This window comes from Bacillus cereus group sp. Bc010, assembly GCF_027716745.1.
GTDB lineage: Bacteria > Bacillota > Bacilli > Bacillales > Bacillaceae_G > Bacillus_A > Bacillus_A pacificus.
Genome location: NZ_JAQFUY010000046.1, coordinates 1 through 26,718 on the forward strand (window position 1 = coordinate 1; position 26,718 = coordinate 26,718).

Here is a 26,718-nt window from a genome sequence, read left to right on the forward strand (position 1 = left end):
TCTAGCTAGCTTTTTAGAAAGAATAACGTTTTTTGTCACTTGGGGGTAGTGAAAATTCTTAAGTTGATGGGCATGTGAGGCGGCCCCTATAATAAATTTTTGCATCTTTCTTCACCCCTCCTTAATTTTCAGACTTCCGAAATCGAAATCCACTTAAAATGGAACTTTTCTTTTGATTCAACAATTGGTTTGGCAGTAATAACTCTGCTATTTCCTTCATTATTCCTTCAAGCTCTTTATAATAGTTCCGACTAGATAGTAACGTACTACTTTTTAATTGAGATTCAAATACATCCTCTATCTCATATGGTGCTAAAGCAGTTAATACCTTATCGCCAAAACATTCTTCTACTACTTCATGCTTTAAAAGTGCAGTAGAAAACTTATTCCCAATAATTCTCGTTTTCTCTAAAACTAAGTAAGAAACAAGTTTTCTCTCCTTTTGTGTAAGAGGATGCGCTATCTTTAACAATTGATGCAGATCTGGTTCTGCTACAAAGAAAATAAAATCTGCCATTTCACATATTTCATGGTATAAATCTTTATCCCAATCGTACCCCGCATCAATAATAGATATAGGCGCTTCTTGGTTAGCCAATAATACCTTAATAAAATGGTCAAAGTCCTGCTCTGTTTCGTTTTTCAGCTCTTGGTCCACTATAGGATTCTTTACGATATAATTTATTCTTCCTTGCTTCCATTTTGGAATTGATAATATATCAGATTCCTTCTGTAGCATCTCCTTATATCGCTGTAACATAAATTCACTACGATAGTTTTCTGGTGCTTCTGTATATCCCTTTAATAAAGGATACGTATATCCATCATCATATAGATTCTCTATATAGTTCACATCAATCTGTAGTTCATTTAAGTAAGCAGCTAAAAGATGTGAAACAAAAGTTGCACCACTTCTTTTGTTCATGCTGGCCACAACAATTGTTCTTCTCGGAATAGCAATACCTATTTGTTTTTCATATACCGGCTCAAAAGCCAATTTATATTGTTTTTTTATAATAGGTGCTTTTTGTGACTCACCTGGAACAGACTTACGCTTTTGATTGTTTTTAAATAGTTTCTTGGAGTTAGAGGAAGCTTCATTGTTGCCACCTTCCTCTAATTCACTTGATACTTCCTCTTCTTCCTCATCAACAGGAACTTCGGGTAACTTTGTTTGTTGTGGTGCCTGACTTGCGCCTACAATTTCTGCTACATTTTTAATATCCGACTCCTGTAGCAGCTGCGGGATAACTTTATTATCAATATCAATTCTACGAGAGTTAAAAATGTCATAGATACCTAGATAAATCAGTTTCGCCAAAAACTCATCATCATTTTCACGCTCTGTAAATACCACAATACGAATATCTCGATTAAAGCGAATATCTCTTAGTTTCTGTAAGATAATCAATTCACGTTTCTCTTCATGTCCCGCATCAATATTTAATCGTTTGTCATTAATACATAGAATATCGGGCTGTTCTGTATCTAGAATTTCATCTAGATACTTGATATGCATCACATCACTATCAGCTACTTCAAATCCCGCACCAATAAAATCCTCACGTAAATATGCCGTATATACAGTATCACTAATAGCTAAAACGATTTTTTTCACCATAGTTAACCTCCTACAAAATCTAACGTTGGATTAAAATCATGTTTTCAATTGGAATTTGTGCCTCAAGATGAACCTTCCCAATAATCTCATTCAAAATATACTCAATTTCAACTTGTTCCATTGTACGTGGAGCTCCAAAATCAGAATTTAGCTTTACTCGTATTTCTAATCGATCTTGTATCTCATGTAAAGGTGTACCAAGATAAAGAATGCTGTAGTATAAAACACCATCTTCAATATTTTTTTGAATCATATCTTTTGTTTGATGAATAAACGTAACCTCAGCAAGCTCAATAAAAGGATCATTAATTGTTACTTTGCTATTCCAATTTAAATTCCAAATCTCGCAATGTTCTTCCGCATGTACAACAACTCCATTAACAGAAGGCGTAATCGCGAAAAGACGATCTACAGGAACTTTGGTTAACGAGGTACTATTACCTTTCTTTAATTCAATTCCTTTTTCCATTCGCTCATGTTCAAAAGCATATTCAGCACCAGTGAATGCAACTTCGCAAAATACTTGTTCTAACAATGGACGAATCCCTTCATATGTTCGTATAGCAAATACACTAAATTCCTGTGTTTCATCTGTACGAATGATTTCGTACAATTCATATTCAGATGCATTTGCTAAGGCAAAAGGAATATCTTTTATAAAATTCGGATCAGTATATAGATTCTCAGGAATTTGCGTTTCAGGATGATTTATAAACTCAAGGCATAATTGATATCCTTTTAAAAATGCATTTTTAACAGCTGCAGGGAATAGAGTTTCAAAACGTTTCACATTATTTTTAAACGTTTTTTCTTCAATTTCGTTATTAAATTCTCTTTCCTGTAAGATATTTGCCTTATTCCCTAGTAATAAAAAGTAGTGATTAATAATGCGACTAATATCCTCTTCAAATGCTGCATTCTCCTCACAATACTTTGTAAATCGTTCTTTACTCATGTTCACAATTTCGTTCATAGCTTCAAATTCTCCCTTTTTATTGTTATTTATACAAAAAAAAGACACACCGATGGCAGGTTATGTGCCTTCGGTGTGTCCGTTTAGCTAGAAATTAAATCTATTAATTTGTATATTTCTCTTAGTTAATTGTAGTTCACGTATAAGAATACCTCTATGAATTTTAAAAGTCAATAGATTAATTACCTCCTTGTAAACTTATATTTATTCCTTCTTTCTATTTTTCTATGTATTTAATTTAAAAAAATACAAGTAATTAAATATAAATAATCCAAGTATTTTATATAAAAACAACAAGAAATATATATAACTAAACTCAATCATTAATTATAAAGAGATTCAGCAAACACCTCTAAAGCCTTGTATTACATACGTTCCTGGATATTAAGCTAAATTCACTATCGTAATATCCCCATTACATACAAGCTCTACATCATAGAAATCACAAATTAAGAAGTTAAATACCATATTACTAAGAATTCACAAGGTTAGAATCATATTACTAAGATAACCACAAGTATTGAATCGAATTATGAACATACCGAGTCGTAACCAAACATAACGTAAATCAATTATATGCTTCCGTAAAAATGCTAATAGATATATTTTCCTAAATAAAAAAGCATGTCTTCAAATTAAAGAACATGCCAAATAACCCTTGCTTTTAAGTAACTTTTTAACAAGGGTTTCCATATATATTTTTTTAAAATCACATAAATTCCGGATAAACACCATTCTTCTTATGATAATTTATCATTGCATCGTGTTTTTTCCCTGTAGACAAGTTTTTTTCCTTAAAACCTATCCAGGACTCTCTAAACTTTACACGCATAAATGCTGGAATAGAGAATATTTCTTGCTCTTTCAAACAACTTTCCACTTGATCTAATGCATAAGTCATTGCGTAAATTAATAATTCACTTTGTTTTTGTTTCGTCGGTAAATAGATTGCGATATCAACAATTTCTTGTCTAAATGCAGTCATTATATTTTCTTTATCTTTTTTACGTAACGCCTGTCCCATATGTTTCAAACGAGACACCGCTTCTTTTCTGCACTTCGCTACTGGTCTATGTAATTCTTTTTTATCATTCTCAATTACGCAGTTTGAAGAAAATACAACGTTGAACTTCTCAATGATGATTTGTTTTACCTGTTTCCTTGCACTAGTAATTCTTGTTTCATTAGATTTCTTCTCTTTAGAATCGATTGCAGTAAATTGCACGATGGGGTTAATAATTTCTATGTAGTGTCTTACTTTCTTTGCATTACGATTTAATCTCCTTTTTAAGGAAGACATCTTTCTTGTAATCTGAAACTCCTCAATTTTATGTTTATAATGTTCCATACCTACTTTTCTTGAAAAAGTATTGATTAAATCTAAAAGGAATATAATCCCTCTATTATCACGAGCCTTTACTAGACTACTCATTATCGTTGTTTGAATTAGGTGAAATGGAATACGGAAATACGATAGCGATATGCCTGTCATCTTTGCAGTTTCTGCAGTAGTGTGGTTATACAACGCATAATCTACAATTTCATATACAGTACGATTTCCAACAGGTGTTTCTTTTACGAGTCTACGCTCCAAACAAACTTGAAACCCTGTATAAATTGTTGTGTAGGGAATCCCACTTTTCTTAGCAAGATCCATTATTTGAAATTCACGTGGTAGCATTCCTATATCATTGCATTCAAAGTGAAGCAAGATGTAAGTAGCTAAAGCTGAAGATGGTAACTCTTTTCTTTCATTTTCTAGTTTTACGATGTTTAATAGTCCATCAAAAAATTTAACCCCATGAACTTTAAAGTTCTGTTGGGAAAAAGCCATTTGCGTATGCATAATGTTGCTAACTCCTTTCGAAAGAGCAGAAAAAGGCACTGTCATACCACGGATACAAAAATACTACTCTCTTAAAAGAGTAATACTTGTATAACAACGGTAAACAATGCCTAAAATTACGCAAGAAATCCCCTTTTTAAGTTGCACAAATACATAAGATACAGTAAAATTATCTTATAATTTCATGCAAAATAAAAAGGTTTATTGGCTTTGTTTACCGCGGTCGATTGAAAATTTCTTTTGGGATTTTTGTGCGGTGTACCACAATGAAGTAGTTGGCGCTATTTCATTGGGCTGATGAACCTTTTTTTGCTTTTTTATATTTTATTTTTTATTATATAAATATTTTATTATTAATAAATTTGTATCTAAAAAAATACAAAAATATAAAGTAACTACATCATATATAGTTTTTCCCATGGTTGCAAGGTGATTTTTTCAAAAGTATGACCTTTGCTAAATGACTATGTATAAATAACCACCACTCAAACACCTCGTTGAGCGCCGCTCAATCAAAAGTCAATTCACAATAAGTAAGAACAACTTAAACAGCCTCTGATCAACCGCCTGATTGTCGCTCAATTAACAAAATATCATCGATAAAGCGCATTAATGGCACATTTTTCATTATCCACACCTTAAATCACCCAACTAATCACCGGTCACTCGTGTGTAAATACTGTTATTTTCGTATGTAGGTTGAGTGGTGATTGAACGGTTGATTTCATTGCATTAAACCTAATTGTAATCAGTCAATTAATCACCGGTCAATCATATTACTATTTTAGAATGAATGATTAGCGAATGGTTGAGTGATCGAGTGAAGGTGTAAGTTTTGAATAAGAATAAACTGTTTTTTTTATGATTAATATAAAAATAGTTCCATACTACTAATTAAGTAGTATGAAACTATTGAAAGAGATGTTTTGGTCAAGAGGTTTTTGCTTACTAACTACTGGTGGTTCATCAATAGACGTAGTAAAAAAATATATTGAAAATCAAAGTGAAAAGTGAGGTGAAATGATATGACAAAGCAGAATAAAGCATATAAATTCCGTTTGTATCCAACAGGAGACCAAGCACATCTTATGCGTAAAACCTTCGGTTGTGTACGTTTCGTGTATAACAGAATGTTAGCCGAACGGAAAGAAGCGTATGAAAATCACAAAGATGATAAGGAACAACTAAAGAAACAAAAGCTTCCCACTCCTGCGAAATACAAAGCAGAATTTGAGTGGTTAAAAGAAGTTGATTCATTAGCACTGGCAAATGCTCAACTAAACTTGCAAACTGCCTATAAGAATTTCTTTCGTGGTCAAAATGACTTCCCAACATTCAAAAGCAAAAAAGACAGAAAGTCTTATACAACGAATGTAGTGAACGGAAATATTATGTTGCTTAACGGTCATATTAAATTGCCAAAACTGAAAATGGTACGTATCAAGCAGCATAGAGAAATACCACAAGACCATGTAATCAAGTCATGTACGATTTCTATGACACCTACTGGTAAATACTATGTGTCTATCTTGACTGAATACGAAAAAGAGATTGTACAAAATGAAGTAGAAACAGTTGTTGGATTAGACTTTGCGATGGATCGATTATACGTTAGTTCTGAGGATGAGAGAGCCAATTATCCTAAGTTCTATCGTGAAATGTTAGACCGATTAGCAAAGGCACAACGAGTATTATCAAGAAGAACAAAAGGTTCTATTCGTTGGAATAAACAACGTATCCGTGTAGCTAAGTTACATGAAAAAGTAGCGAACCAACGTAAGAACTTCCTTCATCATAAGTCTAAAGAGTTAGCTACTCATTTTGATGTTGTAGCTATTGAAGATCTAAATATGAAAGGCATGTCGCAAGCACTTCATTTTGGAAAAAGCGTCGCTGATAATGCTTGGGGTATGTTCACTTCTTTTTTAGCTTATAAACTACACGAACAAGGCAAACAACTTATGAAAATAGACAAATGGTTTCCTTCCACAAAAACATGTAGCAGTTGTGGAAATGTGAAAAACATGTCATTGTCTGAGCGAGTATATTCTTGTATATGTGGTGTAAATCTTGATAGAGATTATAACGCAGCTATCAATATCAAAAATGAAGCAATACGCCTATTAGCGTTGGCATAGATAGCAATAAAATAACCCTTGGAACGAGGGGGTTAGCTCGGTTGTCTTAGGACAAATTCGTTAGCTATCAAAAGTAACGACTAACCGAGAAGCCACCACTTCAAACAGTCCATTAGGACGTTAAGTGGCGGGTAGTTCACAGATTGGAAGAAATAGAATTAGAAAACTCTTTGTATAGCAAAATAAACCTAAGTTCTATGATTATTATAAGTTTAAAACAATAGCTGTGAATGAATCATATTGATAATCAATGAACTAAGCTTTTGAAATGATATTAAGAATAAGCAAAATAAAAAGGCTATCAAATGATAGCCTTTTTATTTTTTTCCAAAAAGCTTAGAGAAAAAGCCGCCTTTTTGTTCAGTATTCTCTTGTCGCTGAGCATTAGCACTTTTTTGTTCTTGAATTAATCGTATAGTACTCATTAACTTTTCGTCACGTTCCTCTAATCGCTTATTGATTCTATCGAAATTATCCTGACTTTGTTTAGCCACCGCAGCGAAGAATTCCATATTTTGTTTTGTTAATTCTTCAGTCACTTTAGCTGTAACTTCCTCAGTAATTTTTTCCGTCAAAGCTTCTATAAAGTCTGGATTGACCTGTTGTGCTTTAACTAGTGATGTTTCTTTTGGTTCACCATCACCGTCAACATCTTCAGCATAAACATTGCGAATAACCGTCGGATCCATATCTAAAAGCCCAACAATTTCGTGCTTTTTCTTTGACTCAGAATAATAATGTTTAATCTTTTTTACTGTATCAATACTATCCTCATGAACATATTTAAGTTGGCGTTCTTTTTTTATGTTCAAGTACTCATCGAAATCATTCAACCATCTACGAAGAGTACTTTCAGGAATATCAAGCATGGTTGCTACTTCAGATACGCGATAATAACCATCGCTTAACTGTTCATCAATCATTTGCTCACCACCTAACTATATGATGCCTGTCCTATAATACATTATATAAAAATTCTATAGAAACTAAAAGAACCCCTTTGTAGATTACATAAAATATCATGGACTTTTATACCTGATCACTCAATCATTCACTGCTCATTTATTTAGCTGCATACCAATAATACCTATGTTATCGAGCGGTGATTAGTCGGGTGAGCGTGATTAACACTTGATTATGTACAAAATCACCTTAAAATTCTGTGAACTGAACTAAAAATTTTACATGGATTTTCACTTATTAAAATGCATCTTTTATAATCATTACGTATTCATTACAGTGTTTATTACCGTAATAAATGCGTAACAATTAAAATATTAATTACGGTAATTATTACGGAAGTATTTAAAGTATTGATTTAATAAGATTCTTGATTATCATCCGTAGATGTATTATAGTTAGTACATACAATACTTCGGAAATATATACCGAAGTATTTACGGCTTTTATAACGGTATTAAATTCCGTATAATTATCTTGTCTTTTTGTACCTATAGATAAAATTTATTATTTATTAAAGGTGGTGTGAAATTATTGTCTAATATATCAATGAGTAGTAGTGAAATTATTGATGTGCTTTGTGAGAATTTAAATGATGGGATTTGGGCTTTACGTGTGCTATACGCCGAGGGCGCAATGAACAAAGAAAAGTTATGGGATTATATCAACCAATATCATAAAGACTATCAAATTGAGAATGAAAAAGATTATGAGGGTAAAAAAATACTTCCATCGCGATATGCTTTAGATATTATGACTGCAAGACTTGAAGGAGCAGGGTTAATATCTTTCAAAGCAATAGGACGTGTTCGAATTTATGACGTAACAGATCTAGGAAATGTTTTAATTAAGGAACTGGAAAAACGAGTTGAGAAAAACAACTAAAATATATATTTGAGGAGGATATACATATGGCAGGCAATTTTTCAGAAATCGAAAGCCAAGGAAATATTAGTTTGAAATTTGGATTCTTAGGACTAGGTATGGGTGGATGTGCAATCGCAGCAGAGTGCGCAAATAAAGAAACACAAATTAAAAATAACAAATACCCATATCGTGCGATTCTTGTTAATACAAATAGTCAAGATTTTAATAAAATTGAGATTAAAAACACAGGGAACGTCCGTAAAATACAGTTAGAAGGATATGAACAAGGTGCAGCTCGTAATCCACAGGTTGGAGAGGAAGCATTTGTAAAGCATGAAACAAAGATTTTCGAAGCGGTAAAACAGGAATTTGAAGATCGTGATTTTATTTGGATTACGTGTGGTCTAGGTGGAGGAACAGGAACTGGTGCTCTATTAAAGGCTATTGAAATGCTCTATGAACATGATTACAATTTTGGATTGTTACTGACTTTACCACGTGATGCTGAGGCTTTAAAAGTATTAGAAAACGCAACTTCACGCATTCGTAGTATTGCTATGAACCAAGAAGCTTTTGGCTCAATTGTATTAATAGATAACGCTAAACTATATAGAAAATTTGAAGAGGAAAATCCAAGTGCTTTAGCAAACGAATATACTAGCTATAGTAACAAATATATTGCTGATGCATTACATGAGATTAACCTAGTTACTTCATCATTTACACCGTTTTCAGATACACATTTTGATGCGAGTGAATTTGCTCAAGTAATTAATACACCAGGCGTTTTATCATTAGCAAAATTAGAACTAAAATCAAATCAATTAGACACTGAAAACCCGCTAGGTTACTTGACTCAATTAGGTAACGCACTAGAAAAAGGCGTTTTATACGATACAGAAAGAGAAGAGCTAGAAAGTGCTAAAAAAAGCGCGCTATCTATCGTTACATCACCGCTGCGAGCAGGGCGATTATACAACTTCTCATTCCTTAATCAAATGGAAAACTTCTTAAAAGAAAGAACTCCATATGTAGATGAACGTCCTATAGCTCCATACGTTAATAAACATACAACAAAAAAAGAAGAGGATATAGTAAAATTCTATTCAGTTGTTGCAGGACTTCCATTACCAAAACGTGTTAGTGATATTATTGATGAGATTACGAGAATTAAAGAAGAACGTGAGCAAGCTAATTCAAAGAAATCCAATGCTGTTTTAAATAAACTTTTTGCATTTGATGATTCAGTACAAGAAGAAAAACCTAAAAAGAAAAAATTAAATTTTGGTGCTGAACCTGAAGTAGAAGTTGCTGACGATTCACAACCAGCAAAGAAGAAATTATCATTCTAAACAATAGACCGACAAATATAATTTTGTCGGTCTTTTTCTATTTCAATAGCAAAAAGAAACTACAATGCACAAGTGATTAATCTATTATATTTTCTGTATGTGTAACATGTCTTTATATAATGTAATTGTTTAAATAAATTGTTAGGCCGTCCTAACGATTTTATTCCAATACTTGAACCTTTAAAAAATTGTTCGGTTAAAACATGTCTTCCGTCCGAACAATTTTAAAAGAACTGAAAGACTATATAAATCAATGTTTCTAGCTAATTTTTAGGAAGAGAAGTAATCCAAACTTCAGCGTACAAGTTTTAGTATCTAGATTAAAGCAAATTCAGCTTAAACTTTTAATAATTTACAACTAAATTTTGCTGTAATAAGATATATAGAAATGGTTGTTATTTATTGAAAATACATTCGAGTTATGGAGTTGCATATAATGAAAAGTAAAACGTATAAATATACAAGCAAAGGTACACAGAAATCTTTTCGTTTAAAAGAGGCCGATATATTTGTATTTACATTTTTATATTACAAAAGGTATCTTACTACACGACAAATTACTCAGCTTTATAGTGCATTTGAGGGTAGAGATTTTTCTGAGGATAGTGTGTTTACGAAACTTAATCGTTTTTCAAAATACGGTGCTATCCTGACTAAAAAAATTGATAAAAGAGATGATAGTATAACCAGACGTGCGACATTCTCCTTAAAAGATAGAATGGTTGATTACCTTCAAGAATTAGGAAGGATTCCTGCAGGATCTTCAAAACGTAGATATTCTTCTTCAATCTCACTACATACACTCTGCTCAAGAGAAATATTAGTACGCACACTTTTGGAAGTGTCGAAAAAGACCAATACGAATAAATTATTATGCGAGTTAGATATTCGCTCATATCATCAAAAACAAAAGAAAACAGAAATTGAAGATGCAGGGTTACTTCTAATTCCTGATGAACACATTTCATATAAAGACAAAAATATTTACATTGAAATGGATATGTGCAAAGAAACCAATGCTACCTTAGTTGAAAAGGTGGGGAAGTATATTGAATATGCACAAAAAAACACTAAAAATATAACTGTTGTTTTTGTTATGTATGACAAGTCGATGTTCCTTGCAGAAGATGCAGAACCTCCATACGTACGTATGAAGAATCTCTTATTTTCTATGCGAGAATATCATGAACATTTAATGAATCTACCAAACCTAAATATGCACATCTGCTCTTTGAAAGAACCTGGAGATGTTATTTCAGATATTCTTCTAGGAATAGATGATAATCAAAACTTTGAACAAGATATTCTCTTACCTTTATCTAAACGTACAGTAGGAGATGCTGATTGGCGCTATGCATTTGTTGAAACAGTTCAAACATTTAAAGAGAAAATAGATGGTGGTCTTAGACGAACGTATAAGAGAGATAAAGATGTAATGCAAGATTTCTTCTTTATTTTTGGGAATGAAAATGATTACCGAATGATTGCTAGATTAGACGATGTTGTGTTTTCAAGAAGAGAAGGTGATGAAGGGGTGCCGCTTGTTGTGATTTATCCAAAGCGCAAAAAGGCTAGAGATATACTTTTAATGGACACGTATGACAACGTATTACTGCTATCCCTCCAAAATGAAGGTGTTACTATCGATGCGGATGAACAGATCATGGCACGTACTGCAAATAACATACATCCGAAAAGACGCAAGCTTGTTGAATTATATTAATCGTTAATTTTTTATATACTTTTATACAATTTTATTGATTTTTATTATTTAAGGTGATAGAATTACGTTTGAACTAAACACAAAAAACTACAATCAAATCAGAACATATGAAATTAAGGCAAGCGACACACGCTGTTTTTACAGTGGGTGTCGCTTGCCTTTTTTTATATGGAGAAAGGTGGAAAATCAAAATGGATTTACAATATGCAACTACTACTACTGGGGGAGTGCTCTCTGCTAGAGAAGCATTTAAAAACCCGGAACTAGTCCTTAATCATATTACAGAAGAGGGGGCAACGTTTAGTGTTTCTCTACAAGATATCCAAATTCCAGGGAAACCAAATTTCTATTGGTACGATGTCATAATTGAAACGGCAACGGATAAAAAGATTGAGGTAAATATCGCGGTACTTTCTCAAGAAGAATACAATCAACTCTGTGAAAGAGAGAGTATTGATTTATATTTAAAACAAACTGAAGATGCAGCAAAATTCTTTCTCGAAAAATCAAAGGAACTATTCCAACCAGAATTCAATAATCGATTCCAGTTTAAACATAAAGCTCAACTATATCTGTAAGAAGTAGGTGAGCCTATATGGAGACATTTAAACAACGATTACCGTTATTTACTACAATCGGCTTAATTAGCGGATTTATTCTTTCATTTGGATTCGGTTTAGTAAACTACATCAAGTTACTCTACTATGCATTTGAACCACCGTCTTATCCTATAGAAATTACATATGTACCGCTTATTTTAATGTTCTTTTCTTTACTATTAGGAGAGTTTAGCTTTAGGTTTTACAGCCGTATTCCAGCTTTACATATAAATAATGGGAAACTAATAATCTTGGTTGCTTCCCACTTTGCGGTTGATATTCAATTTTTATGGTTTGCAACTGCTCCGATCCATGCAAAGGTTATTCCTTATCTAGCGGATAAATCAAAACATCTTAATTTTGGTGAGTATGAAGCCTTAGGTCATGTCTTAACAGGTAATTTTCACACACTCACTATGATTTTTGTATTTTTACCAACAGTATTTATGATTTTGTTTACACTTTGGTATAGTGGGCATATTGTTCGCTACCGAGAAGAGATATTAAAGTGGGTACAAAAATACGAATATAAAAATCACAAATTACAAAAATGGTTTAATAGCCAAGAAGAACAAATATATCCTGATGTAGAAATTGGACCGCATATTGAGCATAAAGAGATGGTTCGTATTAAGGGGAAAGATAGAACGTTAAATTGTATTATTATTGGTCCTATTGGTTCTGGTAAAACATCTAGTTTAATTATTCCCATGATTAATCAAGATTTACATTGGATGGCGCGTTTTATCAATAAGTTCATAAATGTCTTTAAAAAGAAGGATTATCATACAGAAGAAGTAAAAGGAACATTTTTAAATGGTGTGACTGTTATCGAACCGAGTAATGATTTATGCCAAAAGGTTTTTAAGTTAGTGCAAGCACATAAAATACCTGAAAGTGCAGTTTACTACATTGATCCAACTAATCCTGATACCAAAAATATAAACATTCTGCGAGGACCAGTAGATAAAGTAGCAGAAGTTTTCGCAATGGTTATTCAAGGTTTGTCTGAATCTAACAATGCATTCTTTGAACAAGCGCAGCGTAACCACCTTAAACAACATATCTATTTATTAAAGCTTCACAACCCACAAAAAGATGTTACCTTCGACGATTTGATTGAGATGTATGACGATGTAGAACGTGTTCACCGAATGCATAAGCTATTAAAGGTACAGGTCGAAAAGTTATATGATTTTGTTCAAAGTGGAGCAGCTTCACGTGACCAAAAAAATGAATATAAAATTATAAAAGGTATAGACGAATGGTTTGATAATACCATTCGTGAAAAGCTGGATTTTCAAGGTGAACCAGCCGTTTATAAATCGGGAAAATACCGCGGACAACCGATGCATTATGACAGAGAAGAAGAATATGTAAAAGGTTTACGCAACATATTAAAAGATTTAGCTTCAAACGTTTTAATACGACGTGTTTTATTTGGAAAATCCGATTTTGATTTCGATGTTCATTTAGAGCAGGGTGGGATTTTGTTAGTCAATACGGCAAAAGGAGAATTAGCAGACCTTTCAAACGTATTAGGAAAATTTGTATTGTTAAGTATGCAAAATGCAGTATTCCGTAGAGATCCAAACGTCTCACCTTACCATCATATTATTGTCGATGAGTTTCCGGATTACGTTGTGCGGCCGTTTAAAGAATTCCCTGCACAATCTCGTAAATATAAAGTAATTTTAACAATCGCTAGCCAAACACTATCGCAATTAGCTCTCGACTTCACAGAGCAATACATGTTTACTTTACTAGGTTCATTCCGTAACAAAATGATATTTGGAGATGTAACACCATATGATGCAAAAATTTTCTCTGACATGTTTGGTGAGAAAGAGGAATTTAAAGAGGCAGAATCCGAACAGGGCATTTCTCCTATGCAAGAGAATCCAGTTAGTCGACTAGGATCAACCTATCAAAAAACGAAAGAAGTTGTTATGTCACCAGGAGATATCATGGCACAAGGGGCATTCATCTGTGCTGCTCGTATCGTACAAGATAATCATGTGCAACCTGTACAACAAATCACAAGTAACTTTGTACCAAAAGAAGAATTTGCCCAAGCAATTATTCAAGTAGATACAAAAACAGGTGAATATTGGGAAAATGAGCGTCTTCGCCTTATTAATGAATCTATAGAAAAAGCTAATCCTATGAAGCATGTAGATGCAGAAAACATGAAGAAAATACAACCATTACCACCTATACAAGAAGGTGAGATTGAACAGAATAACTCCATAGAAACAAACGAGGAGCATCAACACATTGTATCATTGGAGGATTATAAGGGACAAAAGTCTCAAAATGAAACCTTATCTAATGATCCTGCAGCAATGAACCAGCAGGGGAATGTTGATGATGAAGTTGAAAATAAGTTGTATGAAGATATTAAGGAATTTATTATCGAATCACAACAAGTCTCGCCATCTCTTCTGCAAAGAAAATTCAAGATTAGCTATATGAAATCTATGCAATATATTGAGAAGTTAGAACAAAATCTAGTTGTAAGTTCTTACACAGGGGATGGTCCTCGTAAAGTATTAATTTCAAATAATAGTAGTACATCAGAAGAAACAAGTGTTATTACTACTCATTCACCTGACAATACTATTTCACCGGAAGTAGCAATTCCAATTGAAGGCGAAGAAATCGAACAAGAGGAAACTAGCTCCTTTAAGGATATTCTATACGAAGATGTTTTAAGTTTTGTGAAGGAATCGGGAAGTATCTCTATATCTGTACTACAAGACACGTTTAAAATTAGTTATACACGTGCATCGAGATTAATAGATGCCTTACAACGAAATGGTGAACTGCCTGTTATAGCAGAAGAAACACATGTAGAAAGTATAAGCTCTGAAATAAAAGAACCGGCCGTGAAAGAAGATATTAAAGAAACCATAGATATAGCATTACCTCCTATGGAAGAATGCTATGAAATAAACATGGAGGTAGCAGAACTAAACAAAGAATTATCTATTACTATGTTAGAGCAAGATTGGAATAAAGATTCCATTATTCATTCCGTGATTCCTGTTGAGACCGAACCATTGTTTGAAGAATTCCCATCTGATGGACTTCCCGTTACAATGATAGGAACTGCAGAAACAAGTATAGAATCTACTTCACTTCCCGTTACAATAACAGAGCTAGAAGAAACACATGTAGAAATCAACACGGTTCCAATTGAAGAAACGCTTAATCATATCGAAGAAAACAAGCTAGATGAAGATGTAGCAAAAGTTTACGAATCTATTAGTATTACGGTACAAGAAAACTTAGAAAAAAATAGAGAAGAGCATTCGAAAAATGATGAGAAGCAACCAGAATATAAACCTATGAGTTATAAAGAACGCCAAGAGCACTTAAAATCTCATCAAAAAAATAAGAATAATACTACGCAGTCGCTGCTTAATAAAAATGAGAAACCAAAGCCCAAAACATCGAACGTAATGAGTAAGGAATTGAATAATTTCTTTGATTAATAGTTTGTAAATCTTAAATTAAATCTAGTATTGGTATAGCCAGCATTTCGGAAAAAACCACGCTAAGCCAAAAATAAAATAAGCTGCCCATATAGGCCATAGCCATCAAGTTAAGAAAATGAATAAAATTTAACTAAATGGGTCATCCTTCCATGCATACCGCATGGAAGGATGACCCATTTTATGTCTAAAATTAATGATGTTACACAAGAAGAGTTACGTTTACTAGGTGAAGAATTTAAAAGTAAATTTTCGATTCACCACTTACAACTACTAGCAGTTAAAACTGGAATGATTCGACGAAAACGAAAGTGTAGAGCACAAGACCTCGTTTCATTATGCGTGTTTCTCAGCCAAGCAATTGGGACAGAATCCCTAGTTAGTTTATGTGCGAAACTAACTAGAGCTACGGGAATCCAATTATCTAGTCAAGGTCTGAACGAACGATTTAATGCACAGACTGTACAATTCTTAAAGGAATTGTTTTTACAAGTATTTCGAAAGAAGTTTTCTCCAATGACTCCTTTATCTAACCGTTTTACACGTATCCGTATACTAGATTCAACAGCCTTTCAGCTTCCAGCTCAATATGCATCTTCTTACAAAGGGGTAGGCGGAGGTGGTTCAGAAGCTGGTGTGAAAATTCAATTAGAGTATGAACTGATTTCTGGAGAATTTTTAGAAACAGCTGTAAGAGATGGAACAAGTAGCGATTGCCGTTATGGACAGGAACGTACGCAAACATTAGAGCCAGGGGAACTTTCTCTTCGTGATCTTGGTTATTTTTCTATTTATGATTTAGAAAAAATTGCGGATCGAAAAGCATTTTATGTGTCACGTATTCGCTGGAATACACAAGTCTATCAAAAAGAGAAAGGTGGAAAATGGACTCTTCTCGATTTAGAAAAATTGACGAAAGATCTATCTGAAGGACAAATACTAGAATTACCGGAAATCTATATAGGACTTCACCAAAAACATAAAACACGCCTTGTCATATATCGTCTAACACAAACTGAGTGGACGAAACGTTTGGAACATCACAAGAAAGCGAAAAAGAAGATGCCGAAATATGCAAGCCGTATCAACCTTCTTATTACGAACGTATCTAGTAAACACCTTCCGCACAATGAAGTATATGAACTGTATTCTTTACGGTGGCAAATTGAAATTATATTTAAAACATGGAAGTCTATTTTTAAAATTCATGAAGTGAAACCTGTGAAACTGGAACGATTTCAATGTCATTTATATGGGCAATTAATTGGTTTGTGTTTGGTAGCTAGCATTACATATCGAATGAGAAGACTTATATGGGAGAAAAAACAAAAAGAGGTGAGTGAGTATAAGTGTACATATATCGTCAAAATTTACTTCTCTAGTATACACGACGTGCTTTTCACAACCTTTCAACATCCTGTATCAGTGCTAACCAGGCTCTTTCAAGATCTTGTCAAAAACGGACGAAAAGCACGAAGGTATAAGTGTCGTACACCGTTCGATATCCTTAGTATCACTCAAGAATGTACGAAAAGACTTCACAAAGCCGTATAAAAAATACGAAATTCAGAGAGTCTTATTTGAGTATGTCCAAAACCGCACTCTTCTACTCTCAAGTTTTAAAAAATAAGTCCGATGCCAAAAGGCATCGGACTTATTTTTTAAACTTGATGGCTATGGCCCATATAGGCAGCTTATTTAGTCGGGTAAGCGGGGGGCATCGCTGCCCCCAACTCCCCTCAGAACCGTACGTGACAGTTTCCCATCATACGGCTCAAGCCTTCTTTTTATCCGATTTCAGTCCCTTTAGTATAGGCAAGGTAAGTGAACTAATTTTAAGTTTAAATTAGACAATATGAGGTGTTGCGGAACAGGCATGTCTTTTACGACTACCTTTTCCCCGTTTTGTAGTGGAGTTTTGCAGATAGCGCAGCGGTAACCTTGTTTTCTAGCCAGCTTCATTCTATCCATCGTGTTTTCCGTATCAAATACCTTACGGTCTCTTTTTTCCCAGTATTCTTTCAATGTTGGGTCATCAGGACTATTTTTGAATTTCACCATGTTGTGTCTCTCAATCTTAATCCATGACATATGTAAGAGTTGGATATTTGTTTTCGGGCAGGTTGGTGTCCAAGCATTTCCACCATGATGTGGATGCCTGTAATATCTTGCATATATCCATTTCCACGACTTCTTTGGATGGAGCTGTCGAAGATGTTTGCCGATTCTCCAATAGATATAGCTATCCATTGTACCAAAGATTTTCTTAGAAACGACATGTTTCCAGTATTGCCCGTATCCTCTGATAATAGGATTAAGCACTCGGATGATTTCTCCGATGGGTTGACCCCTCATGACACGTAAAGTATCTCCAATTTTCTTCTTCGCTTTCTGTCTACTGCCCTTACTTGGTTTGATGAACAGTTTATTCCCCTGTTCAGTTTGGTACTGCCGAATCAAGAATCCTAGGAACTCAAATCCTTCCTCAATATGTGTAACCTTCGTCTTTTCAGGGCTTAATTCCAATCCCCTGTCCTTTAAGTAGGGACGAAGTCTCATATATACAGAGAGTGCTTGTTCTTTTGTCTCCGTTAAGACCACAAAATCATCTGCGTAACGGATAAGGGTAAATTTGCAAGCAGGATTCATAATATAACTATCATTAGCTTTATAGTTTTTCTTGTAAGTAATTCCCAAGGTTTCTTCCATTCCATGAAGGGCAATGTTAGCGAGAAGTGGCGAGATAATTCCTCCTTGCGTTTCCGCGAAAAAGCTTTGCTCCATGTATCCCATCTTGAGCCATCGCTTCAATAGTTTTCTTCCTGGGAAGTAAGAAGTTTGTTTGAGTATCCACTCATGGTTGAGATGATCAAAACAGCCCTGAAAATCTCCTTCAAATATCCATTTCTTCTTTGTGCCCCCGTTGATTCTATTGAAAATGCTTCGTATGGCATCATGGGTACTTCGCTTAGGACGAAACCCGTAAGAAATAGCTTCAAATCTGGCTTCCCACTGTGGTTCAAGGGCATTTCGCACTATATTTTGATATACCCTATCCTTTATAGTTGGGATGCCCAACGGTCGCAATTTTCCGTTTTTCTTCACAATGTATATACGTTTTGCTGGTTTTGGTCGGTGTTGTAGCGTATTTAACTTTTTGAGTTGCTCATAGAGAAGATTTCTTTCTCTGCGACTCAAGGCTGTATGTTCATCAACACCTGCTGTTCGCTTTCCTTTATTCTGCTGTGTTACTCGTCTAATTGATAACAGTAAGTTTGCTTCGCTTCTCATGAGTAAGCGTTGAAGTTTTCTTACCTTTCTTTGTTGCTGTAACTGTTCGGCACGGTAAATTCTTTGTCGTAACTTCGTCACATACATCTGAACTGCTTTCCAGTTTGTATACGAGACGTGCGCCGACGCTCGTTCTGAGGTGTTCATAACTGCACGCTCCTATTCGTCAGAAGATAACTTACAAATGTATTTCCATGTTGAAGACCTATAAGAAGTGGGCTCCCTTTCAGGCTTGTCATGGGTTTGTCCGTAAGGACGACAATATCCGCTCAGTTATACATATTTCTATGCTTTCCTGTTTCCTTTCGGCTAGCGGCTTTTGCTTTCTCTTATATCCTTTACCCTCTGCCACATCGTTTGACTTTACAGTCATCCTACTGCTTGCGCAGATGACATAGGGCTTACCAAGTTTCACATTCCACAGATACGACAGGGTTAGGTGGACTCTTTACTCCGGATAAGTTGCGGGATGCAACGCGGCAGTATTATGAGAATGCCTTTCCTCTTATCAAGACCTGGGTAGAGCTGTACATTATCCCAAGCTAACGATTACGAAGCTTACGAGCCTTCACTCTCGTTCACCGTACCTGTCTTCTCCTAGCGGTATTCCGAGTCATGTACAGACTCTCTGTTTCCACATTTCCTCATGCAACCCACGAGCCCGTTACCAAGTCCGCAGTTTCGGATGGAGATAGACTTTGCATCTAATCTAGTAGCAGAAGCTACCCTGTGGGAATGCGACTTCTTGTCGCACCATAATTCTCGATATAGGAAGTTCTATTTTAGTAAACTCATAGCAACTACAATACATCCAACTATAAATAATTCTTTTTTAAATATGTATTTTTATCTTTACTTAGGATATGCTATAGTCTTTTCCTTAAAAATGTTTCCATAATATCTCTCTTAAATCTTTCATAATTGAACTGAAAAGCGATATTATGTGTTTTATAACCTGGATTTGTCACAAAACGAAAGTCTGCGATACTTTGACCAAATCCTTCTCCTTGATCGGGAATTACTTTGATGGGCACTTTTGACAGACGAACTGCATCTGGATTCAACAAATACCATATTGTTACAAAATCATGCATAGGGCTTCCTCCTATGCCAGGATTCGATTTAGAGTAGAAATTATAGTAGTAGTCTAACATAGGTTTGATGATGAGTCCTGCAAGGTCTTGTGTATTCCGGTGAAATGCATCAATTTGTTGAACCATTTCAGGTGTAACAATCGCGTGTTGGGTGACGTTTAATGGAATAATTGTCAAATTCTTCGCATGCTGCAGAATTAAGTTTGCTGCATAAGGGTCTGCGTAAAAGTTAGCTTCAGCCACAGCAGTCACGTTTCCGGGGTAAAAAAAGGCTCCACCCATGCAAATGTATTCTTTCACATTCCGCATTGCTTCTAAATTCAAAATAAATGACGTAGCCAATGAGGAAAGTCTTCCCAAATTGATAATTGTAAGATCGTCTAAATTTGAGTTTATAATTTTGTAAATATCATTTATGGGATAAATTGGATAAGGGATTTCAGGTGGAATGATAGGTCCTAGTCCTACTTTTCCATGTACTTCAGGAAAATATTGAACCAATATACCTGTTAAAGGTACAGAAGCACCGAGAAATACGGGTATCTCTTTTCTTCCCGAAATATACTTCAAATAGTTAATATTTTTTATAGCATTCTCTCTCGATACATTTCCATAATCCGCTACAATCCCCACAAGTTGGATATCCTTACGAAAAAAGGTGTACAGAATAGCAAACACATCATCAATTCCCAAATCTGTAAACAAGAGAACTTTTTTGGGCATATGTTTTCCTCCAAAAGCCATAAAATTTTATTTTTACTAAGGATGTAATGAATAGGCTTGTACTATATTTGATATATATTTGATATATATTTTATATATTCTTCAATAGTACATTTTGTTCATCTATAACTTTAGATATCTTATATGTGTTTGCATCTAAAAAAGTATTTTTGTTTTGTATATTGTATACAAGTACAGTTAACATAACGCATCATTATTGGTAGAGAGGAAAAAAGCGGGCCCTTACTCTCACAGGGAGTCCGCTTTTTTTTGTTCTATGGATCTATTCAATTTTTTATACATTCCTATCTTGGCGCGGTTTTAGGGTTCTCGTTTGTTACTGAATTACTCGAAAAATTGTATAAAATTATGCATACTCTTAGCGTGTTTTTTCCGAAATACTAGCGGTCCCCCTAGTAAGGCTGCATTCTAGATTTTGATTTAACCTATAGCAAACTTATGATTTTAAAATTATTCTTGCATTTGAGTAGAAATACCATTATATTTGTATTAACAACTATATAAATAAACCATAATTTACGTGAAGGACACACCTTACGTACCATCCCAACGGTACAGGTGTGTCCTTTTTTACGTTCTAGGAGGAAAATATAATGGCAGAAGATAAGACAAACACTCAAACTGTAGAAGAACTTGGAATGGCTTTTGAAGCAGAGAACCTACAAGGTGACACAGTGCTAGAAACAAACTTTAATCAATTTGAGCGAGTACGTGATCATGAACTAGAGGAATTAGCCCGTATGAAACGTGAGCGTACTGTAGGAAAAGGCTTGATTACAGTCGTATCTGAAAAGCTATTCCCAACTAAAAACGGAAAGTCTGAGCGTATACAAGTACTTACAATGCAAATTGGTACTCATACAACAGCATATTGCCCCATTACAGAGGCAGGTATAAATGTTCCTAAAAATCCTCAATGGCTAGTTGGTAGAACCAAGCCTTTAATCATTGAACACTTCCAAAAAACGGAGGAAGGCAACTTTGCTGTTGTATCTATCACTGCAGGAGAATTGGCACTTCAAAAAAGATTATATGAAGAAGTGACAGCGCAAGAGGGCAACAAGGTATACACAGGAACCGTTTCAGGACATATCCCATCTGCACAAACAGTCTTAGTTGAAGTACACGGTGTAACAATAGGTGTACGGTACTCACACTGGTCCTATACATTCGTCCGTCCGGAGGATATTGTCATTGGTGATGTTGTAGAACTTATCATCGATAAAGTAGGGGAAAAGAATGGCCGTTATGAATTTAGAGGAAATAAAAAGAAACTAGAAACAGATCCAATTGAAAAGTTGTTAGAACTAAAGAAACGCCGTGACCGATTTGTAGGTAAAATTGTAGGGGTAGACGCTATTGCGGGTATTTTCGTAGAGGTTGCACCAGGAATTCAGTTTAAAGGACTTAAGAGCCGTAATCTTGCTAATCCAACTGTAGAAGATGCGAAAAATCAAACGATTGTTACATGTGAGCTGCTTAATATCGACGCGAAAAATAGAAAAGGTACAGTGCGTATCCTAAATTATCCGCAGGGACAAAGTAAAAAAACTAATTCGTCAATTTTCCAATTTTAATGGATGACTATGCGTACAATAGAGAAACAATTGCCCACTTATGTCCCTTCTATTCCTCATTTATCAAGTGAGGATGTACAGGGACTTCAAATATATCGGATACATGAACTGGATAAAACCTATGTATTCCATTCTTTTGACGAATTGGTTAAGTTTAAGCAGCGTTTAACAGAAGAACAGTATACCTTACTTGCTTTCATTGGTGTTCATACATCTGTTCGATTTAATCATTTATTATATTTATTTAAGGATAAATATTCTCGTAAGAAAATAAATGATGCACTTCAAGGATTACTTTACTACCGTCTAATTGAAAAATGGCAAGTGGAGAGTTTTGAAATGGAGATCTTTGAAGAAACATATACGTTATCCGACAATGGTTACAAATTTTTAAAATACTGGCAAGGAAATATGTTCTTCTTTGCCCCAGAACGAATTGATAATCACGGTAAATATGTTCACTTACGTTATTGGCACGATATAGAATTAATCTGCCACCTGCGTTATGCTCCATCGTTTTTAGGTCATATTATGCATCCATCTATTAGTAAAGGGGTTTTTACCCCTCCTTTAAGTTTTGCAGTGCAAGGCGGAGTAAATCACATATTTAATTTCGTTGTATACTCCACTCTACTAACAGATAAAAAGGATCGTTTAAAACGAATTATTGCTCGATGGAAAGATTTCGTAGAATCAGGAAAAGATGTTATTATGCAAGATTTAGGAAACAATCCTACAGTGTTAGTTATCTATGTTTCTACTGAAAACCAAGCAAAGCAAATTAATAATGAACTATTACTCGACCTGCTCCCTGGTAAAGTATTGTTATGTATAGGAGAAACCTTGCATATACAAGGATTACAACATGCATTTTACCAGCCCCTTGCAGAAGGAGAGATTAAACAATTAAATACAAAGCTATTCGCAACAAACTAAGCCGCCCTTACAAGCTATTGATTCATTTTAAAGGGTGGCTTGTTTGTTATATAAAAAAGCGTGGAATATTTAAAAAAAATTTAAGAAAACGAATTATCCTGTATCTCCCTCTATACAAATTACGGATTTTACGAAATAATATTCTTTGACACCTTTATACAGAAAAACAATATATACAAATATAAACATTCGTGTAAAGGAATATATTTGAAAGGAGTAACAAATTGCTACGTATACAACGAGGGTACATGTATGATCCAGATGATAATGAGGTCATTGTGAACGAAATTTTCTACAACGCTGCATCCGAACAAAAGTTAGGAAGCAAAATGGGTGTGTTTTCTGCAGACAAACTACCTACTTCCATTTTTAAAAAAGTTCAAGAAAACGAAAGTATGTCTTATATGGAAAGTATGGAAGTAGAAGAACAAACCATTCCAGAAATACTATGTCATTTAGACCAAAATCAAAAACCAGAAAAACTTTATTTTGAAATGCAGTACATGGTGTAACAACAAGAACTGAAATAAGAGGGGATTTATAAACGTTGAAACAGGGGCATTATTATATGGTACATAAAACAACTATATATAAATTCCCTTCTTATTTTTGTTTCCTTAAAACAATTGAATATGATATAAAAATAGATTAATATATAACTATATTTATTGTTTAATTGATTCCGTTTATTCCCACACCTTTTTTGTGTTGTGGTTGAGTTGTAGAAGCAAGTTGCGTCTTGTTTCATTTGTGAAAGGGCTTCTTTGAGCCGATTAGTGTATATATAGCTTATTTTGCTATACACATTTTTAATCGACTTAAAGAAGCCCTTTTTGTGTTGTCTTTAAGTTAGGAAATACATGTATTAGACCATTTAGGCTAAACGAATAATAAAAGTGATTAAAGCACAATTTTAAGGTGCTTTTTTCTATTTCAAGGGGGAAGTACAAATGAAATTTTATAAGGTTAGTTATGGAGAAGAACTTGCTATAAAAATTATTGCAGCCAATAGTCCATATGAGGCAGTAGGGTTTTATTTAATGGAAGCGCAGAGTGATTATGGAGAAGTGGAGTACGTTAATATTAATCGATTAGGTTTGCGTGAGCGAGTAAAGGTAGATTATGGGCATATAGCAATCTATGACACAGTAGAAGAAATTTATCATCGTCAAAAGATTGTAGATTTACCATGTGTTATAGCAAATTTACTACCAAAAATTTAATAAAGTAGGTGTATATATATGAATGTTGAAAAAGAATTAAAAGAGATTTTACATTGTAAACAACTTATGAGGGATATGTTCTCTTTGTCAATTGAGAGAATTGAATATTTAGGTAAAGGGACAGTTTATATGTATTTTGCAGTAGTTTCAGAGTATGAACTGAATGTTTTCTATCGTATAGATAAAGATCTTGATACATTCAGGCTTGAAAAAGGCTCCTGGGTCTATGCAATTACACTGTAAAAAAGCAAATTTAAAGAATCTCAAATATTAAAAGCGGTAAGAAATTATAACCAAATCCAGGGCTTTATCATATCCTACTTTTGTTAAGAATTTCTGAACTCTCCGTTTTTAAGAACAATTTATAAAAGAGACATAGTACAGTAGTTATAGAATGGAATGCAACTATAGAAAATATGGGATTTATATATAAGTAAGGTACTTGTTGCAATGCTAAAAGCACAAGGAATTAGAAAATGTAAACCTGAGAGGAGCACTACAATATGATTACAGTTAACCGAGGATATATGTATGATCCAGATGATAATGAGGTCATAATTACCGAAATTTATTATGAAGCTGCTACAGATACTAAATTAGGAAGTAAAATGAATAGCTTATCTTATTCAGCCATTCCTAATGAGATTAAAGAAAAAATAGAAGCAGCTGCTTCATTATCCTATATGGAAAGCATTGAGATGCCTCAGCCATTAGCTGTCGTATATCAAAATGAAATTAGCATGTATGGAAAACCAGAAAAATTATACTTTGAGTTAACTAGTATATAAGAGGGAAAAAGACATTGGACGTATTTGTTCAATGTCTTTTTTATTAATTTATAGAGGAGAATATAAAATGAATAATGTAACTGAAATAGAAACAAGTCTTTGGACAATTTGTGTAGGGGATATTTTTAGTAATGGTCGTATGCCGTACCATCTAAAAGTTGTAAAAATTGAAGTAGAAGATATGATGAAACCAGACGATGCGAAGATATATAGTATACCTGTTCACCCTAAAATCATAGAAGACGTATGAAAATAATGGATGTATCAGAACATATTTCTTATCGAGCTTGGTATTATAATGAATTTTGGAGCAAATAATATACTATGGATGAAAGAGTGATACGGTTGTTTCACTCTTTTTTACTTGCATTAAAAATAAAGATAGTTTAATATACAGATATATTTATTGTTTAATTGATTCCGTTTATTCCCACACCTTTTTTTGTGTTGTGGTTGAGTTGTAGAAGCAAGTTGCGTCTTGTTTCATTTATGAAAGGGCTTCTTTGAGCCGATTAGTGTATATATAGCTTATTTTGCTATACACATTTTTAATCGACTTGAAGAAGCCCTTTTTGTGTTGTCTTCAAGTTTGGAGTTATTGTATAGCCAGCACTTTAGGCAATTATTTTATTAATTAGGGGGAAACATCATGAATTTAGTCATGGAAAAATCACAAAGGAAATTACAAAATGATGCTCATTTACATGACATTATTAAAGAAATTAAAGAACTAGCTAATCCTTTATGGATCAGTTCTGTATCAATGTTGCAAGCGCACAATCAAAACTTCAATACGAAAGCTACGACATTTAAGGATATTACCATTTCTTATTTAAGAGATTTAAAAGTAAGTTTAAGTCTCATTTATGCAGCAAGGAATATCAGTTGTAAAAGTATAGAGGATTTGAATAAGCGTCTATCCATTCAATCAGGGAAAGATATTACTTCCCATGAGGATTGGCTGCTTCATGAAAACAGAGGAATTATATGTGAAATGATTGATGAATTTCGAAAGAAAGAGTGGAAACACCCAGATTCGAAATAACAAGTAATACAGGAGGATTATTATGACAAATATAATGGAAAGTTTACAAGCTGAATTTCCTGTCGAACAATTAGGATGGAAAATTATAAATACATTTGAAAGCCAAGGTCGTTTTTTTGCGTTTGTAGCTCCATTTGTTGACGCACGCGCCATTCAGGACCGATTTGATGAAGTCTTTGGTATTGATAACTGGCAGGTGTCGTATGAAAAATGGGGTGAGAAAGCAACGAAATGTACCATATCAGTGTTTTTGAATGAACGTTGGATATCAAAAGAGGATGGAAGTGAAGAATCTGACTATAGTTCTGTAAAAGGTGGCTTTTCAAATAGTTTAAAAAGAGCTGCTGTGCTTTGGGGCGTAGGAAGATACCTTGTGTGAACTGTTCTCGCACAAAAAGTTGTGGAAACACACTATATAAAAGCGAGGGAACTATAAAATGTTCT

19 protein-coding genes and 4 pseudogenes are annotated in these 26,718 nt (G+C 34.1%); 17 read left to right on the forward strand and 6 right to left on the reverse strand.

Going from position 1 to position 26,718, the window contains the following annotated elements:
• Window positions 1-121 precede the first annotated feature (121 nt).
• The 3 genes from PDQ68_RS26205 to PDQ68_RS26215 all read right to left on the reverse strand — a co-directional run bounded on the left by PDQ68_RS26205 (window position 122) and on the right by PDQ68_RS26215 (window position 4,440).
• Window positions 122-1,621 carry a hypothetical protein gene (locus PDQ68_RS26205; protein WP_000239320.1) on the reverse strand — a complete coding sequence of 500 codons (1,500 nt, stop codon included), beginning with the start codon at window positions 1,619-1,621 and terminating at the stop codon, window positions 122-124.
• A 19-nt stretch (window positions 1,622-1,640) separates the two neighbouring features.
• Window positions 1,641-2,594 (reverse strand): hypothetical protein, encoded by a 954-nt coding sequence (locus PDQ68_RS26210; protein ID WP_001002940.1) that lies wholly within the window; start codon window positions 2,592-2,594, stop codon window positions 1,641-1,643.
• Window positions 2,595-3,303: 709 nt separating this feature from the next.
• Complete coding sequence (locus PDQ68_RS26215; RefSeq protein WP_000557422.1) at window positions 3,304-4,440, reverse strand: hypothetical protein; 1,137 nt, start codon at window positions 4,438-4,440, stop codon at window positions 3,304-3,306.
• Between the two features lie 906 nt (window positions 4,441-5,346).
• On the opposite strand from PDQ68_RS26215, the pseudogene PDQ68_RS26220 reads away from it, so the two are divergent.
• Window positions 5,347-5,454, forward strand: a pseudogene (locus tag PDQ68_RS26220) (transposase); the annotation flags it as partial.
• Window positions 5,455-5,465: 11 nt separating this feature from the next.
• Entirely contained in the window at window positions 5,466-6,578 is a 1,113-nt protein-coding gene (locus tag PDQ68_RS26225) for an RNA-guided endonuclease TnpB family protein (protein ID WP_042512128.1), read from the forward strand.
• A gap of 317 nt (window positions 6,579-6,895) precedes the next feature.
• On the opposite strand, the gene PDQ68_RS26230 is transcribed toward PDQ68_RS26225, so the two are convergent.
• Entirely contained in the window at window positions 6,896-7,501 is a 606-nt protein-coding gene (locus PDQ68_RS26230) for a MerR family transcriptional regulator (protein ID WP_000564666.1), read from the reverse strand.
• Between the two features lie 586 nt (window positions 7,502-8,087).
• Here PDQ68_RS26230 and PDQ68_RS26235 point away from each other — a divergent pair.
• From PDQ68_RS26235 to PDQ68_RS26260, 6 genes and pseudogenes are all read left to right on the forward strand, one after another.
• Window positions 8,088-8,423, forward strand: coding sequence for a hypothetical protein (locus PDQ68_RS26235; RefSeq protein ID WP_000098927.1), 336 nt, complete (start codon window positions 8,088-8,090; stop codon window positions 8,421-8,423).
• A gap of 26 nt (window positions 8,424-8,449) precedes the next feature.
• A complete protein-coding gene (gene repX / locus PDQ68_RS26240) occupies window positions 8,450-9,757 on the forward strand; it encodes a plasmid replication protein RepX (RefSeq protein ID WP_000918313.1) in 1,308 nt (435 codons plus the stop codon).
• Window positions 9,758-10,193: 436 nt separating this feature from the next.
• Entirely contained in the window at window positions 10,194-11,480 is a 1,287-nt protein-coding gene (locus tag PDQ68_RS26245) for a replication-relaxation family protein (RefSeq protein ID WP_270787096.1), read from the forward strand.
• Window positions 11,481-11,671: 191 nt separating this feature from the next.
• Window positions 11,672-12,058 carry a hypothetical protein gene (locus tag PDQ68_RS26250; RefSeq protein WP_000365750.1) on the forward strand — a complete coding sequence of 129 codons (387 nt, stop codon included), beginning with the start codon at window positions 11,672-11,674 and terminating at the stop codon, window positions 12,056-12,058.
• A 17-nt stretch (window positions 12,059-12,075) separates the two neighbouring features.
• Entirely contained in the window at window positions 12,076-15,576 is a 3,501-nt protein-coding gene (locus PDQ68_RS26255) for a DNA translocase FtsK (protein WP_000447304.1), read from the forward strand.
• Window positions 15,577-15,759: 183 nt separating this feature from the next.
• Window positions 15,760-17,060 (forward strand): annotated as a pseudogene (locus PDQ68_RS26260) (IS4 family transposase).
• Between the two features lie 322 nt (window positions 17,061-17,382).
• On the opposite strand, the gene ltrA reads toward PDQ68_RS26260, so the two are convergent.
• Both ltrA and PDQ68_RS26270 read right to left on the reverse strand, forming a co-directional pair.
• Window positions 17,383-19,014, reverse strand: coding sequence for a group II intron reverse transcriptase/maturase (gene ltrA / locus PDQ68_RS26265; protein ID WP_270787097.1), 1,632 nt, complete (start codon window positions 19,012-19,014; stop codon window positions 17,383-17,385).
• A 719-nt stretch (window positions 19,015-19,733) separates the two neighbouring features.
• Complete coding sequence (locus tag PDQ68_RS26270) at window positions 19,734-20,684, reverse strand: nucleoside hydrolase (protein ID WP_001125083.1); 951 nt, start codon at window positions 20,682-20,684, stop codon at window positions 19,734-19,736.
• A gap of 614 nt (window positions 20,685-21,298) precedes the next feature.
• On the opposite strand from PDQ68_RS26270, the gene PDQ68_RS26275 reads away from it, so the two are divergent.
• From PDQ68_RS26275 to PDQ68_RS26315, 9 genes and pseudogenes are all read left to right on the forward strand, one after another.
• Window positions 21,299-22,282: a hypothetical protein gene (locus PDQ68_RS26275; RefSeq protein WP_000796697.1), complete on the forward strand. Its 984-nt coding sequence runs from the start codon at window positions 21,299-21,301 to the stop codon at window positions 22,280-22,282.
• 9 nt (window positions 22,283-22,291) lie between these two features.
• Window positions 22,292-23,218: a hypothetical protein gene (locus PDQ68_RS26280; protein ID WP_001259102.1), complete on the forward strand. Its 927-nt coding sequence runs from the start codon at window positions 22,292-22,294 to the stop codon at window positions 23,216-23,218.
• 248 nt (window positions 23,219-23,466) lie between these two features.
• Window positions 23,467-23,730: a hypothetical protein gene (locus PDQ68_RS26285; RefSeq protein WP_002020034.1), complete on the forward strand. Its 264-nt coding sequence runs from the start codon at window positions 23,467-23,469 to the stop codon at window positions 23,728-23,730.
• Between the two features lie 438 nt (window positions 23,731-24,168).
• Window positions 24,169-24,441, forward strand: a complete 273-nt coding sequence (locus PDQ68_RS26290) for a hypothetical protein (protein WP_000675279.1) — start codon at window positions 24,169-24,171, stop codon at window positions 24,439-24,441.
• Window positions 24,442-24,459: 18 nt separating this feature from the next.
• Window positions 24,460-24,684 (forward strand): hypothetical protein, encoded by a 225-nt coding sequence (locus tag PDQ68_RS26295; RefSeq protein WP_001100171.1) that lies wholly within the window; start codon window positions 24,460-24,462, stop codon window positions 24,682-24,684.
• A 260-nt stretch (window positions 24,685-24,944) separates the two neighbouring features.
• Window positions 24,945-25,229 carry a hypothetical protein gene (locus tag PDQ68_RS26300; RefSeq protein WP_000633806.1) on the forward strand — a complete coding sequence of 95 codons (285 nt, stop codon included), beginning with the start codon at window positions 24,945-24,947 and terminating at the stop codon, window positions 25,227-25,229.
• A 67-nt stretch (window positions 25,230-25,296) separates the two neighbouring features.
• Window positions 25,297-25,547, forward strand: a pseudogene (locus PDQ68_RS26305) (hypothetical protein).
• A 331-nt stretch (window positions 25,548-25,878) separates the two neighbouring features.
• The gene (locus tag PDQ68_RS26310; protein ID WP_001055070.1) at window positions 25,879-26,274 is read left to right on the forward strand and encodes a hypothetical protein; all 396 of its coding nucleotides are present in this window, start codon (window positions 25,879-25,881) and stop codon (window positions 26,272-26,274) included.
• A 22-nt stretch (window positions 26,275-26,296) separates the two neighbouring features.
• A pseudogene (locus PDQ68_RS26315) lies at window positions 26,297-26,647 on the forward strand (Rad52/Rad22 family DNA repair protein); the annotation flags it as partial.
• Window positions 26,648-26,718: the final 71 nt, after the last annotated feature.

Excerpts from the sequence above, each read along its gene's own strand:
- PDQ68_RS26245 (WP_270787096.1), top strand. The coding sequence starts at position 10,194 with ATGAAAAGTAAAACGTATAAATATACAAGCAAAGGTACACAGAAATCT.
- PDQ68_RS26235 (WP_000098927.1), top strand. The coding sequence starts at position 8,088 with ATGAGTAGTAGTGAAATTATTGATGTGCTTTGTGAGAATTTAAATGAT.
- PDQ68_RS26280 (WP_001259102.1), top strand. The coding sequence starts at position 22,292 with ATGCGTACAATAGAGAAACAATTGCCCACTTATGTCCCTTCTATTCCT.
- PDQ68_RS26250 (WP_000365750.1), top strand. The coding sequence starts at position 11,672 with ATGGATTTACAATATGCAACTACTACTACTGGGGGAGTGCTCTCTGCT.
- PDQ68_RS26295 (WP_001100171.1), top strand. The coding sequence starts at position 24,460 with ATGAATGTTGAAAAAGAATTAAAAGAGATTTTACATTGTAAACAACTT.
- PDQ68_RS26270 (WP_001125083.1), bottom strand. The coding sequence starts at position 20,684 with ATGCCCAAAAAAGTTCTCTTGTTTACAGATTTGGGAATTGATGATGTG.
- PDQ68_RS26205 (WP_000239320.1), bottom strand. The coding sequence starts at position 1,621 with ATGGTGAAAAAAATCGTTTTAGCTATTAGTGATACTGTATATACGGCA.
- PDQ68_RS26310 (WP_001055070.1), top strand. The coding sequence starts at position 25,879 with ATGAATTTAGTCATGGAAAAATCACAAAGGAAATTACAAAATGATGCT.
- PDQ68_RS26255 (WP_000447304.1), top strand. The coding sequence starts at position 12,076 with ATGGAGACATTTAAACAACGATTACCGTTATTTACTACAATCGGCTTA.
- PDQ68_RS26285 (WP_002020034.1), top strand. The coding sequence starts at position 23,467 with ATGTATGATCCAGATGATAATGAGGTCATTGTGAACGAAATTTTCTAC.
- PDQ68_RS26300 (WP_000633806.1), top strand. The coding sequence starts at position 24,945 with ATGATTACAGTTAACCGAGGATATATGTATGATCCAGATGATAATGAG.
- PDQ68_RS26230 (WP_000564666.1), bottom strand. The coding sequence starts at position 7,501 with ATGATTGATGAACAGTTAAGCGATGGTTATTATCGCGTATCTGAAGTA.
- PDQ68_RS26210 (WP_001002940.1), bottom strand. The coding sequence starts at position 2,594 with ATGAACGAAATTGTGAACATGAGTAAAGAACGATTTACAAAGTATTGT.
- PDQ68_RS26225 (WP_042512128.1), top strand. The coding sequence starts at position 5,466 with ATGACAAAGCAGAATAAAGCATATAAATTCCGTTTGTATCCAACAGGA.
- repX (WP_000918313.1), top strand. The coding sequence starts at position 8,450 with ATGGCAGGCAATTTTTCAGAAATCGAAAGCCAAGGAAATATTAGTTTG.
- PDQ68_RS26290 (WP_000675279.1), top strand. The coding sequence starts at position 24,169 with ATGAAATTTTATAAGGTTAGTTATGGAGAAGAACTTGCTATAAAAATT.
- PDQ68_RS26215 (WP_000557422.1), bottom strand. The coding sequence starts at position 4,440 with ATGCATACGCAAATGGCTTTTTCCCAACAGAACTTTAAAGTTCATGGG.
- ltrA (WP_270787097.1), bottom strand. The coding sequence starts at position 19,014 with ATGAACACCTCAGAACGAGCGTCGGCGCACGTCTCGTATACAAACTGG.
- PDQ68_RS26275 (WP_000796697.1), top strand. The coding sequence starts at position 21,299 with ATGGCAGAAGATAAGACAAACACTCAAACTGTAGAAGAACTTGGAATG.